Source organism: Hyphomicrobium sp., from assembly GCF_036262015.1.
GTDB lineage: Bacteria > Pseudomonadota > Alphaproteobacteria > Rhizobiales > Hyphomicrobiaceae > Hyphomicrobium_C.
This window is the reverse complement of the sequence record NZ_DATAJR010000008.1, coordinates 852,190-864,525: the sequence shown is the minus strand read 5'-3', so window position 1 is coordinate 864,525 and position 12,336 is coordinate 852,190. Positions and strand designations below refer to the sequence as shown.

At 57.9% G+C, this 12,336-nt stretch carries 12 protein-coding genes and 1 pseudogene; 8 read left to right on the top strand and 5 right to left on the bottom strand.

The window, feature by feature from the left end; genetic code table 11:
- Positions 1 to 296: 296 nt before the first annotated feature.
- Entirely contained in the window at positions 297 to 1,055 is a 759-nt protein-coding gene (locus VHO05_RS12570) for a hypothetical protein (RefSeq protein ID WP_329646921.1), read from the bottom strand.
- Positions 1,056 to 1,375: 320 nt separating this feature from the next.
- Here VHO05_RS12570 and VHO05_RS20260 point away from each other — a divergent pair.
- From VHO05_RS20260 to VHO05_RS12560, 3 genes and pseudogenes are all read left to right on the top strand, one after another.
- A pseudogene (locus tag VHO05_RS20260) lies at positions 1,376 to 1,537 on the top strand (hypothetical protein); the annotation flags it as partial.
- Positions 1,538 to 1,556: 19 nt separating this feature from the next.
- On the top strand, positions 1,557 to 1,985 hold the full coding sequence (locus VHO05_RS12565) for a hypothetical protein (RefSeq protein WP_329646920.1): 429 nt from the start codon (positions 1,557 to 1,559) through the stop codon (positions 1,983 to 1,985).
- Positions 1,986 to 2,048: 63 nt separating this feature from the next.
- Positions 2,049 to 3,185: a hypothetical protein gene (locus tag VHO05_RS12560; RefSeq protein WP_329646919.1), complete on the top strand. Its 1,137-nt coding sequence runs from the start codon at positions 2,049 to 2,051 to the stop codon at positions 3,183 to 3,185.
- Between the two features lie 452 nt (positions 3,186 to 3,637).
- Here VHO05_RS12560 and VHO05_RS12555 read toward each other — a convergent pair whose 3' ends face one another.
- The gene (locus VHO05_RS12555) at positions 3,638 to 4,006 is read right to left on the bottom strand and encodes a hypothetical protein (protein WP_329646918.1); all 369 of its coding nucleotides are present in this window, start codon (positions 4,004 to 4,006) and stop codon (positions 3,638 to 3,640) included.
- A 92-nt stretch (positions 4,007 to 4,098) separates the two neighbouring features.
- On the opposite strand from VHO05_RS12555, the gene VHO05_RS12550 reads away from it, so the two are divergent.
- The 5 genes from VHO05_RS12550 (at position 4,099) to VHO05_RS12530 (ending at position 8,630) form a co-directional block, all read left to right on the top strand.
- The gene (locus VHO05_RS12550; RefSeq protein ID WP_329646917.1) at positions 4,099 to 4,596 is read left to right on the top strand and encodes a hypothetical protein; all 498 of its coding nucleotides are present in this window, start codon (positions 4,099 to 4,101) and stop codon (positions 4,594 to 4,596) included.
- Positions 4,597 to 4,830: 234 nt separating this feature from the next.
- Positions 4,831 to 5,355, top strand: coding sequence for a c-type cytochrome (locus VHO05_RS12545; RefSeq protein WP_329646916.1), 525 nt, complete (start codon positions 4,831 to 4,833; stop codon positions 5,353 to 5,355).
- 308 nt (positions 5,356 to 5,663) lie between these two features.
- Positions 5,664 to 6,011, top strand: coding sequence for a phasin family protein (locus VHO05_RS12540; RefSeq protein ID WP_329646915.1), 348 nt, complete (start codon positions 5,664 to 5,666; stop codon positions 6,009 to 6,011).
- A 1-nt stretch (position 6,012) separates the two neighbouring features.
- On the top strand, positions 6,013 to 6,603 hold the full coding sequence (locus tag VHO05_RS12535; RefSeq protein WP_329646914.1) for a DUF2267 domain-containing protein: 591 nt from the start codon (positions 6,013 to 6,015) through the stop codon (positions 6,601 to 6,603).
- Positions 6,604 to 6,617: 14 nt separating this feature from the next.
- A complete protein-coding gene (locus VHO05_RS12530) occupies positions 6,618 to 8,630 on the top strand; it encodes a protein-L-isoaspartate(D-aspartate) O-methyltransferase (RefSeq protein WP_329646913.1) in 2,013 nt (670 codons plus the stop codon).
- Positions 8,631 to 8,666: 36 nt separating this feature from the next.
- On the opposite strand, the gene VHO05_RS12525 is transcribed toward VHO05_RS12530, so the two are convergent.
- From VHO05_RS12525 to mgtA, 3 genes are all read right to left on the bottom strand, one after another.
- A complete protein-coding gene (locus VHO05_RS12525) occupies positions 8,667 to 9,086 on the bottom strand; it encodes a cyclic nucleotide-binding/CBS domain-containing protein (protein ID WP_329646912.1) in 420 nt (139 codons plus the stop codon).
- A gap of 64 nt (positions 9,087 to 9,150) precedes the next feature.
- Entirely contained in the window at positions 9,151 to 9,588 is a 438-nt protein-coding gene (locus VHO05_RS12520) for a universal stress protein (protein WP_329646911.1), read from the bottom strand.
- A 122-nt stretch (positions 9,589 to 9,710) separates the two neighbouring features.
- Positions 9,711 to 12,326, bottom strand: coding sequence for a magnesium-translocating P-type ATPase (mgtA, locus tag VHO05_RS12515; RefSeq protein WP_329646910.1), 2,616 nt, complete (start codon positions 12,324 to 12,326; stop codon positions 9,711 to 9,713).
- Positions 12,327 to 12,336: the final 10 nt, after the last annotated feature.

Sequence of the window (12,336 nt, the reverse complement as noted above, 5' to 3'; positions counted from 1 at the left end):
CTATCGTTCGAGGCAAATCTGCGGGCTTCCATCAGAGTTGATGCGGAAAGAGCCCAATGCATCGTGGCCACATGCGGCAGCGATAGGTGTGATCTTCTCCTGAGCGCTTTGGTAGACCGACCAGCCCACATACCCGAACACACCCAAGCAAAGGGTGGTCAACATGATACGGCGAAAAGCGATGCTCACGACCCCACTTTGCCTGCTGTTTCAGTATACAGCAGCACGTGTGCTTGTTTTGTTATCAACTCCTGTTGCTTGCGCGCACGCGTGAACATCAGGAACTGAATGATACGCTATCTGCTCCTGCCACCCGGTGTCAGAAGCCCCATCCTCCGACGCGGATGCTCCTGCCATGCGTTCTGGTATCCCTCTTCCAGAACATCGTCGTAAATCTCATCCACGCCTTCCCGAGCATCCTCTTGCACATGATCGGCGTCCGCCACCACCCGCCGCAAATGATCCCTGTTGGGGAGCGACAGGGCATCCGGCTCCAAGGATTGAGGCGCAGGAAGCGCAAGAAGAGCCGTCGTCGATTCCTGCAGGCGCTTCGGTTCAACAACCGGAAGCAATCTTCCGGGAGTTGCCTCCTTCGCTACGGCATCTCTTTGGTCCAGTTGATGTTTGCCTGAAGATTCCCCCGAAAACACCGATTTGAGGAAGCGCACATAGAACGGGGGAACATCGGCGATCATGCCCAACGCTGACACAAGCCGCCATTTCGTGGAAGTACGCCTGCACACGTTGTATCCAATGTTGGCGCAGCACAGCAACCCAGCGCGCCTTCGCTTGATATCGCTGCTGCCAACGAACCGTCTTTCGCCGCAACCCGGTTCACGCGTGTCATTGCATCCCTCATTCGCCGCGATGCACATCGCTGAAGTGCCGTTCGCGTTGTCCATGCGCACCGTGCCAAGGGAGTAACCGTCGCAGCCCCGTACGATCGTCCCTTCATCCATGGTCAATGGGTAGTAAGAATAGCGATCGGAGTTCGTTTCATTGCAACCCGTTATCGCCAGACAGGACAGCACCAACAAAAAGGACACTCTCTTCATACCCTTTCATCGCGTATTCCTCTGGCATCTGAAAGTGGATTGCGTACAGCGTGGGCAACAATTGCACATCTCTGCGCATACCTTAGCCGGTGGTTTTTCAATCAAACGCAACGGGTATCGCATCTCACAGTTGCCGCGGTCCGCGCCCAAGGACAATCTTCCCCCCGTGGTCCCGGCATGTTGAAGAGACCCCCCTTCCAAAAGCATGGTGTGGCGCCACGTATCCCCCGCCCAACCCAACCCGGCTGCTTCCCCATCATCCTTCAGCAGCCGGGTTTCCTCCCTTGACCCGCCCCCCATGGAATGACGACGTTCGGTTGATGAGCACCTTCCGCTTCATCAAGCCGTCCGAACCGGTCCAACGCGTATTACCCCCTGTCGGTGATGCATACGTCCATGAAATCAAATGGGATGGGTTCCGCGTGCAGCTGCACAAGCGGGATCAGGACGTCTATATCTATTCCCGCAACGGGAAGTGGCTGCCCCGGTTCAAGCCCATGCTTGCGCCACTTTCGCTGCTGCCTGCTCTTATCGGCCATTATCGATGCGGAGCTGGTCGCGCTGAACGCCAAGGGGATACCCGATTTCCGCGCGCTCACAGGCGGTCAATTACATTCCCTCGTCTGCTTTTGCTTCGACATCATGGAGCTCAATGGCAAGGACTTACGTCCCTTGCCGCTTGTGAAGCGATGCCGCGCGCTGGAAAAGCTGCTGAGCAAAGCCGCCATACCCGAACTACAATTCTCCACGAGCCACGACGATCCGGACAAGCTTCTTGAGCGGCTGGACGCATTGGGGATGGAAGGGATCGTGTCGAAGCTAAAAACGCAGCCTTACCTTTCCGGAAAGAACCAAGCGTGGATCAAGGTCAAATGCCACGCCTGGCGCATTGCCAACAAGGAGCGGGGCACCCTGTTCGCCAAGCGATGATAATCAGCCTCAAATATTTGCACTCCACTTGGCCTGCATTCATCATCACTCTACCCTGATTGGGTGAGCAGCATCCCGGTCAACCACCGTGAACGCATCGCGTGTCACGTCAAGGAACTCAACCGCAGGCTCGGGTTCAGCTTCACGCCTTCAGACCTTGATCACCTGATTGCCCAAGCCCCGCTGCTTGGAGAAAGGGCAACCGAATCCGTCGTCACCAACGTCGCCGGCCTGATGAGGTTGCTGAAACTCTCCACTGGTAAACTCCAGCCGTTCCTCCTTACTGTTCCGACATTCATACGTCGCTCTCCCGCATCCGTCCAAACCCAGTTCACCGACAATGCCGCGCTGCTTGGAATGCCGTGGCGGTCGTACATCAAGAAGATTCTGAAAAACCCTCGCATCGCCAACGCGACACCTGATGGCGTTGAGCTCTTGATCGTAACTTTGGCCGGAGAACTACACATCGAACGCAAAGCCGCCATCGCGATGATCCGGCGCCACATCCTCTTGCTGGGAAGTAGTCCGGAAACGCTTGCGTTCAATATCCGTGAGGCCATTGCTCTGCTTCATTTGCAGATGCCCGTCTACGTCAAGATTGTTAAGCGGTCGCCGTCACTGATGGCGACGCCAGCCCCTACCCTTCTGGCAAAGGTCAGCGCGTTCGCGGAATTGTTTGAAACAAGCCCCTCAACGGCAATGACCGTCCTGCGCCGCGCGCCGCAGCTGCTCGCCATGTCTCCCGATACGATCAGGAGCAATATCCAGGCTTCATCAGCCGCATTGAGCATCCGAACCGACACATGGAAGAAAATGATCCTCAAAAAGCCGGGTCTGGCCGGCTACCGCGCCGACACCCTCTTCGCCACCGTCACCAAGATGTCCACCCTGCTCAAGATGCCCGCTTCCGATGTCATTGCCGTCGCTGCGCGTTACCCCGCCATTCTCCTTCTCTCCATAGCGGGAATAAGAACCAAACTCCCTCTGGTCCTCGACGTCTGCCACGCTTTGGGCTTTCACTATGCTGCGTCCGATGCGTTGCGCGAATGCCCACTTGCGTTCACCTATGCCCCCAATCGCCTGCAGGAGCGGTTGCTGTTGGCTAAATGCGGCCTGGGGCCCCGCAGCGTCATGAACTTGCTGTCGCTCGCCAATGTAGACGCCGCACCCCTATTGCGCAGGGTGCCCTCCATCAAATAGCGCCGCAGACCACTCTATCCACAACGCGACATGCGGTTTCTCATCTAACCCTGCCGGTCTTTCATCACGCCATTGAGCGCTTCCATCCCTTGCTTCATCGTTTCCCCCGTGACGCCGGTGCTGGCGATGTTGTCGATGGGGTATCCCTCCGCCACCGCGTATGTGTGCGGACCGGCGTCACTTCTCCTGTCTAGCTAAGCCCGGTCGCTCCTTCCCATCAATAGGAGCGACACAGAACCTATGGGCTTGGTATCGCACAGATTTCCATGTTCTCTCAGTGTGCATGAACGAGAACATGCACAATTTTGTTCGCTTCTGTTCTCACCTCTAGCCGCCTTTTCGCAGCTTCCGTGTGCACACTTTGTGCACGTCAGTCCTTACCCATATCGGCACCATGGCATCCTTCGATAAGCTACCCTCGGGCCGTTGGCGAGTGCAGGTCCGTCGCAAGGTCAACGCGCCTCGCGCTGCTTTCGGCTGAAGTCGGAGGCCGAAACCTGGGCTGTCGAGACCGAGGGCAAGATCAGCCGTGGCAAGAGCGTCGACGCCGTACTGGTCGACACCACGACGACATTCGCATTCATAATAGACTTGCATATCCAAGATCTCGCCCAAGTCGGTAAGACGCGGTCTCCACCAAGATTGAGCGCGTGCTGCTCGTTTAGAAGAGCTATTGCGTCGTACCCCGTCGCGTCAAAAAGCGGAACCTTCTGGTGGTTGCCAGATTTGCGGCGCGGATCCTTCCTGTTGCGCACCGTGGCGAGGCTCGTGGCACGATCGAAATCGGCCCAGAGCAGGGTGCAGATTTCTTCCTGACGCATCGCAGTTGCGATTGCGAATTTAACGATCCGTCCGAGGGGGATCGCCTGCCGCGGGTTGTCATCGTGGAGCGCAATGATGCGACCAGCTCGGCTTGTGTTGGCCGGCGGTCGCGCTCGTTGCCTTTGTCAACGAGGCTGAGCCTGCGGAGCGCGACCCGCGCCAAGTTCACTTGCTCGACCGGGACATCGATGCCGTGGACAGCAGCGGCGTGCACGAGGATCGTGCGGATGTAGCCGATGTCCATGCCGATCGTGGCGGCACCAGCGCCTTGTTTTGCGCGCGTCTTGGCGTAGGTGATGAGGCGCTCGCGCGTCAGGCCCGCGAGCTTTTCGCGTCCAAGATCTGTCTTGAGCTTTTCGAGGCTGAACGCTTTGGTGCGGAGAAGCGGCTTACGTCCTTCAGCGAACTCATCTGGATCGCAAATCTACGGTTTTTTGGGACCGTGGTTTTGAGCGGGGTCAATGAACGGCACGAGCGCTGCGCAGCGGTCGACACTCCGATCCAAGTTGCAAGCCGCAGAACACGGTGCAGATCGACAGGAGCGGAGGACACTTCGCGACCGTCCATTCCTTGCGAAGCCATTCCCTAAGCAAATGGCTTTGATAGCGAGGAAACTGTCAGCCGCCCGGGACGGCACCGGCGACGCCTCCGCACGTTGATCGTGCAGTCAGAACGCACCCATTGACACCAGTCTGCGCTCGACCGCGGCCCGCAGCGGCCCTCTGTGACGCCCCTCAACAACAACGCGCAAAGCTCCACATAATATGGGGCGAGAACTCCCCCCTACACTTTCCCGCATCCCGGATATTGAAGGAGGACAGCCATGACATCACGCAGAACCAAGCCTGCAGGCGGCCTCAGTGCCGCTCCTGCAAATGTTGGCAGCATTGCGCCAACTCTGCATTCGTGGATAGGAAAAGTGGCCACGATCCTCGTGCTCGCGATCGCTATCTTGACGGCGCAGACGCGCATCGCCCCCGCCGGCTCGGACGCCTGGACAACGATCATTCGAGAGGGTGCCGAGGAATACAAGGAAAGCTGCGCCGCCTGCCACGGAACCAACGCCCAAGGCCGCGGTGACCTGGGCCAAAAGCTGTTCAAGAAGCCCAACGACCTGACCGAGATCCCCAAGCGCAACAACGGCGCGTTTCCGTTCCGACGCGTCTTCGACATCATTGCCGGTGACCAGCCCGTCGACGGCCACGACACCATGCACATGCCGAAGTATGCCGAGCGTATGAAGGGCGAGGATTTCCAGCCCGGCTACAACCGCGCGCACCTGCGCATCCTGGAACTTGCACACTATCTCGAAAGCATCCAGGCGGCGCAGCAGACACCCCAGCGCTGAGACCCGCTCGGCGACAACAGCAGCGCTGTCCGCATTGCAAAATGGATTGTTCGATCGGCTTTGTACCGTCTCAACGGTACCGAGGTCGCCGGCGCGTGCTTTGCTCCACACTGCGGGCACATACCCCCATATTCTACTTTTCGTTGCGCTAGTCGCTACATGCAATCAATCGCAACTCTAGAAATGTAAACGCAATCAACCGCTTATGATTACCGCTTTTCGAATTGATTCCAATCAAACCTCAATATCAAAAACATCTTACCGATTAACTTCTCCTCAAACTGGTGTTTCTTATTGGGAGATATGCAATGCAAAACACACAGAGCAGTTTAAGTGCAGTCTGGAAAAATGGTGCGCTCCCCGAGCCATGGGCTCCCATCGCACATCAAGCTGAAGAACTTCAATCCGCCTTCGCAGACACGAGCAACGATTACCTCGATTTTCTGCAAAAGCGCAGCTCAGAAAACATCAAGCTCCTAAGGCGCTTGGTAACTTGCAAAACGCCGTGGGATGTCTTCAGCGCGTACCAAAGCTTCCTTTCTCAGGCGTCTCGAGACTATCAGGAGGAATACTCCGCGCTCGCAGAGAGCGGCAAAAAGGCTCTGGATAATGTGGTCAACGGACATGGCGCCACTCAGCACCTAGCCCAAGGGTAGCATGTTCAATCACATCCTTATCGCCACCGACGGTTCAGATCTCGAACAGGTTGCAGTTCAGACGGGTCTAGAACTGGCCAAAGCGCTAGGTGCAAAAGTCGGCCATGCCCCGAAGCTGGAGAGTTACATGACACTTCCCGCGTCAGTCGAAAACTCGCTTCAGAAAACGCAAGAGTGGCTCAGGGAACTGCGGGTCAATGCCGAACTCGAAGACAATGAAGAGGCGTTGAGCGTCCTACGAGTTGTCTTACATCGGTTGCGGGACCGGCTGCCACGTGAGGAAGCTGTCGACCTTGGCGCGCAGCTGCCGAACATCATCCAAGGATTCTACTACGAATCCTGGCAGCCTTCCCTCATGCCGCTTCGCACCCGTGCTAAGCGCCCCTTTCTGGAAAACGTGGCGACAGATCTTGACCCGCAGCGCAACGAACCCGACCGGCTCGTGCGAGATGTATTCAAACTGCTCGCATGCCATTGCGACCCCCGCGAAATAAGCCGTATCATTAACCAGCTTCCTGAAGACATCAGGTCGCTTTGGCCGGACCCCTCGCTCACGGTTCGCCACCGGCTCTCGACAGAGAATTATTCCTGACGCGGTGGCGCGAGATGGCAAAGAGCAACAAAGCGGATAGACGCCGCGAGGAATTTGTCAGGCTTCAGATCGAAGCTCGCGGCGTACGCAATCCGCTTGTGTTGACTTCCATGCGCAGGGTTCCCCGCGAGTTATTCGTGCCTGAGAACATACGGGAGAACGCCTACTCGGACAGTCCGCTGCCGATTGGCGTAGGCCAAACTATATCCCAACCCTACATCGTCGCTTTCATGGTGGAGGCCTTGGCGCTCCAAGGCGGAGAGCGTGTTCTCGAAATTGGAACCGGCTCTGGGTATGCAGCGGCTGTATTGGCTGAAATTGCAGGAGAGGTTTTCACGGTCGAAAGGATTGGCCAACTCGCAGAGCGCGCCGCAGTCAACCTTCAGGCGGCCGGTTATAACAACGTGCATGTCAGGCACGCAGATGGAACTCAAGGATGGGCCGACTACGCGCCCTTCGACGCTATCCTCGTCTCCGCCGGCGGCCCCGACATTCCAAAATCGCTTCTTCGCCAACTCAAGATCGGCGCGCGAATGGTCATTCCTGTGGGAAGCGATCCGCGCGCACAAGAGCTCATCTGCGTCACGCGGCTGGACGAAGATGAATTCGATCGTGAAGACATCGCTGATGTTCGCTTTGTCCCTCTCATTGGCAAGGAGGGATGGGAAAGCCCGGAAGGCGAGTGGGAGACAAAGTCTCCACGTGTGGTCCAGACGCGCCCTGCGGTAAGCGTTTCAACCACCGGCCTCATAGCCAAGTCGTCCGAGACATTTGTTTCGGTCGACGAAGCGGAACTCGATCCATTGCTGCGCCGCATCGGCGACGCTCGCGTGGTGCTCATAGGCGAATCCACGCACGGCACGTCCGAATTCTACCGCACACGAGCCAGGATCACAGAACGCTTGATTGCTGAAAAGGGCTTCAGCTTCGTTGCGATCGAGGCGGATTGGCCCGACGCCGCGCGCGTAGACAATTATGTCCGAGATCGTCACATCGCCAGAGCGCCGTGGACGGCATTCGCACGCTTTCCTACGTGGATGTGGCGCAATGAGGAGACGCGCCAATTCATTGAGTGGTTGAGAGGTTTTAATGCGGCCCGCGAACCTGAAAAGCGCGCAGCCTTTTATGGATTGGATCTCTACAGCCTCTACGGCTCCATCAAGTCGGTTACCCACTACCTCGAAAGCGTCGATCCAGAACTGGCAGCTGTCGCACGTCATCGCTATGGCTGCCTGAGCCCATGGGAGGCAGACCCAGCTGCATACGGACGCGCGGTCCTATCTGATGAATACCGCGCTTGCGAGGGCGACGTCGCCCGCATGCTGGTTGATATTTTGGAGAGGCAGCAAGCCTACACGCAACAAGATGGCGAACCGTTTTTCGACGCCGCGCAGAACGCCCGTCTTGTCGCGAATGCAGAGCGCTATTATCGCAAGATGTATTTTGGATCGCGCGCATCTTGGAACCTGCGCGACAGCCATATGTTCGAAACGCTCCAGCACATTCTCGAACACCAGGGGGAGACGTCAAAAGGCGTGATTTGGGCTCACAACTCCCATGTCGGAGACGCCTCTGCGACAGAGATGGCTTGGCGCGGCGAACACAACATCGGGCAACTTTGCCGTCAGCAGTTCGGCCGTCAATCATACCACATCGGATTTGGCACGAACGATGGAACGGTGGCCGCTGCCGCCGCTTGGGATTCGCCAATGCAGATTATGGCAGTACGGCCTGCGCATCCACAGAGCTACGAGCGGATGTTCCACCTCACCAATGCCTATGGATTCATTCTGCCGTTGCAGCAAAAGAAGCAGGAGAATGTCCGAGAGCGGCTTTCCAAGCCACGCCTCCAGCGAGCTATTGGCGTCGTGTACCGCCCCGAAAGCGAACTCGCGAGCCATTATTTCGAGGCAAACCTACCGCAACAGTTCGACGAGTATATTTGGATCGACCGGACAAGCGCCATCACTCCGTTCAAGACGGCCCAACTCGAAGGCGTTCCCGACACCTACCCCTTCGGCCTCTAGCGTCTCGCAGTTCAACAGTCTGGAACACCGCCCAGCTCAACGGATGCGCTCGGCAAGACCTTCCTCTTCGTCCAAGCGATCGATCTCCATACCCTTGAAATCCGCGCGCGAAACGACACCCCAGATCCGCCCATGTTCGACGACCGGGACATGGCGGAACCCGCCATCGCTCATGATGCGCAACGCATCGATCGCACGCTGGTCCGGATCGACCGTCAGAGGATTGGGCGTCATGGCTTTCGAAAGCGCGACCTTCGGACCTTCCCCTCCCGCGAGCACTCTAAGAGCGTCGCGGCCTGTGAAAATGCCGATCAAGTGCTGATGTTCGTCCACGACAAGCACCGATCCGGCATGGCGCTCGCGCATTGCCTTCGCCGCGTTGTGCACCGTTTCGTCGGCACGCATCACCAGCGGATCCTGATCTCTAATGATGTAACCAAGTCTGCGATTGAGCATCACTTCGGCCTCCTCTTCAGGTTTGCGTTCCACCGGCACAGCCCACGATTGCTTCGAGCGTCGCTTAGCGGACGATGAGAACGGGTATGGTGCTATGCGTCAGGACTTCGTTCGCCTGGCTGCCAAGCAACAGCCGCTTGAAACCGCGCCGGCCGTGCGAAGCCATCACGATCAAGTCACTGCCTGTCGCCTGCGCTGCAGCGAGAATACCTTGCGCCGGTAGCTGATCAGGCTCATGGAGCAAGGAGCATGTGACGCCGGCCTGCTTTGCAGCGGCTCCAACCGGCGAGAGTATCGCTTGCGCGCTTACCTGGGTCGCCCGGATGTAGTCTTCGACCGGGAATGACATCCCCGCTTCTGCCGGTGCAATCGAGACCCAGGAAGGCGTCACTGTCACGGCCGTTACTTCGGCACCGAGCGCCTTCGCAAGCCCGAGGCCTTTATCGACCGCAACTCGCGAGAGTTCCGATCCGTCTGTCGCAATCAGGATGTGCTTGAACATTGCTGTTTCCGGATACGCGGTTTCAATGTGGCAATGCTACAGACGCTCCCAGTTCCTCATTTGATCACAGTCAAAACACCACAAACATAAGGCAACGTGCAGTCGGCGCCACGTAACTTCTCTTAAGCTATTCTAATAGCATCATCTGATTGACCCGGCTGCACGTTTTCCCGGGTGCCGTTTTTGAACAAGGCCTGCTTCGTGAATTCCACGGAGGCTAGGTAAACAGCCAAAATGCCGACGAGCAGCAGGTAGAACAGGGGCGGCAGTTCCCTGAGCCCGAACAGTGCGCCAAACGGTGTCCAGGGCAGGACCATACCGGCCACGGCGGCTCCAATGGAGAGACCAGCAAGCAGTCCATGGGGCCGACTGTTCCATGGACGACGACGAGTTCGGATAACGAGAACCACGAGGGTCTGCGTTGCGAGCGACTCCACGAACCAGCCGGTTTGGAAAATTGCTTCGTTCGCATTGAAGAGGGTCAGAAGCGCCCAGAATACAAAGAAATCAAACAACGAACTGAGCGGCCCCAGCACCAACATGAAGCGCTTTATCAAACCCAGATCCCACCGCATCGGCCGCTTAACTGTCTCTGGATCGACGTTGTCGAACGGAACGCCGGCCTCGGACAGATCGTAGAGCAAATTGTTGAGCAGCACCTGCATGGGCAGCATCGGCAGGAAAGGCAGAAAGAGTGCGGCGCCTGCCATGGAAACCATGTTGCCCAAGTTGGAACTGGCACCCATCAGGATGTACTTCGTGACGTTTTCGACTGTGCGGCGACCCTCGTGAATACCGTCCAGGACGACGCCGAGACTTCTGTCCAGCAAGACCAAGTCTGCAGCCTCTTTCGCCACGTCCGCAGCCGTATCAACCGAAATGCCGACATCAGCGGCATTGAGCCCGGAGGCGTCGTTGATCCCGTCGCCAAGAAAACCTACGACGCGGCCGTCCTGCCTGAAGGCTCTGATGATCCTCGCCTTCTGTTGCGGCATAACCCTGCAGAATACCGTCGTAGCGGCAAGGCGCGCCCTAAGAGCCTCATCGCTCAAGGCATTGACTTGGACCCCCGTAAGCACCCCGGCAACCTCGATGCCCAGCTCACGGCAGAGATGCAGCGTGATCCGCTCATTATCGCCCGTCAGAATCTTTACCGCGACGCCTGCCCTCGCAAGATCGTTGATCGCCAGCCCCGCGTCCGCTTTTGGAGGGTCAACGAACGCAAGAAAACCAGCAAACGCAAGATTGTTTTCGTGCGCTCGGACATCCGTCTCTTTCTTGGAAAGCGGCCGTGTCGCGACCGCGAGCACTCGAAACCCTTCCTCACCCAGGCGGTTGAACTCCGCCATGAGGCGCTGCCTCGTATCGGGATCCAAATGGACGGGTGCCTCGTCGCCCCGAATGAGATCTGTCGACAGCGACAGAACATCTTCAGGAGCGCCCTTCACGATCAGCAACCTTTCGGCGCCGCGTTCAAGCAAAACGGATACACGCCGTCTCTCGAAGTCAAACGGGCACTCACCGATCTTCGTCCATGACGAGGTGTCAACGCTCTTGTGATTGACAATGGCCGCGTCGAGAGGGCTCGAAATGCCGCCAGAGAAGCTGCTGTTGAGATACGCAAGTTCGAATATCCGCGGATCGGGCTGTCCCGCCGCGTCGGCATACTGGGACAGCGCCACATCCGCCTTCGTCAAAGTCCCTGTTTTATCGGTGCAGAGAATATCCATGGCGCCAAGATCGTGGATCGAGGCGAGGCGTTTCACGATCACGCGGCGCTCTGCCAGACGGCGCGCACCCGTTGCCAGCGTAACAGTGAGCACCATCGGCAGCAGCTCAGGCGTGAGGCCGACTGCAAGTGCCAGCGCGAAAATGAGGGTCTCGAGCCACGGCCTGCCGGAAAACGCGTTTACAGCTAGAACGAAGAGCACGAGGAACATCGTCAGGCGCATCATGAGCAGCCCGAAGTCCTGGATGCCCCGTTCAAAGGCATCGATCGGCCGTCGTTCCGACAACGATCCCGCGACTGCGCCGAGCTCCGTCCTCAACCCGGTCTCGCAGACCAACGCGGTTGCGCTGCCACTGATAACAGATGTGCCCGCAAAGACTGCATTCAATGCGTCGACCGCGCTGCTGGAGTCCACGGCATCCCGCGCATGTTTCGCGACCGGAAAGGCCTCGCCTGTCAGCAGACTTTGATTGACGTAAAGATTTTCGACCTGGAGCAAACGACAGTCGGCGGGCACGATATCGCCCGGAGACAGCTGCACCACATCTCCAGGCACGAGGCTCTCAACAGGGACTTTGTGCGGCCTGCCATCTCTTATGACATTCGCCTTGAGCCCAACGCTGCGGCGCAATGCATCGACGGCGTGCAACGCGCGTCGGTGCTGAGCAACGTCAAGAACGACACTCAACGAGATGATTGCGACGATGGTGACGAAGCTCACCCGGTCGCCGGTCCAAGCTGACAGCGCACTTGCAAACAGCAGGATCACGATGAGCGGATTTGCAACCCGGTCGAACACAGCGCGCCATAACGGCTGCACGCGCTTTTCCAGCACATCGTTCGGGCCAACGTGCAGCAGCCTACGAGCGGCTTCCGCCTCACTGAGGCCCCATCGCCGGTGCGCCAGGCTGCTGTCGAACGCCTCTTGCCAAAAGCGATGTGACGCCGTTGCGCCCGGCCTGCTGCCAGAAGGTTCGGCGGATCGACGAGCGAGCCTAGCCCAATTCATCCCATTCACG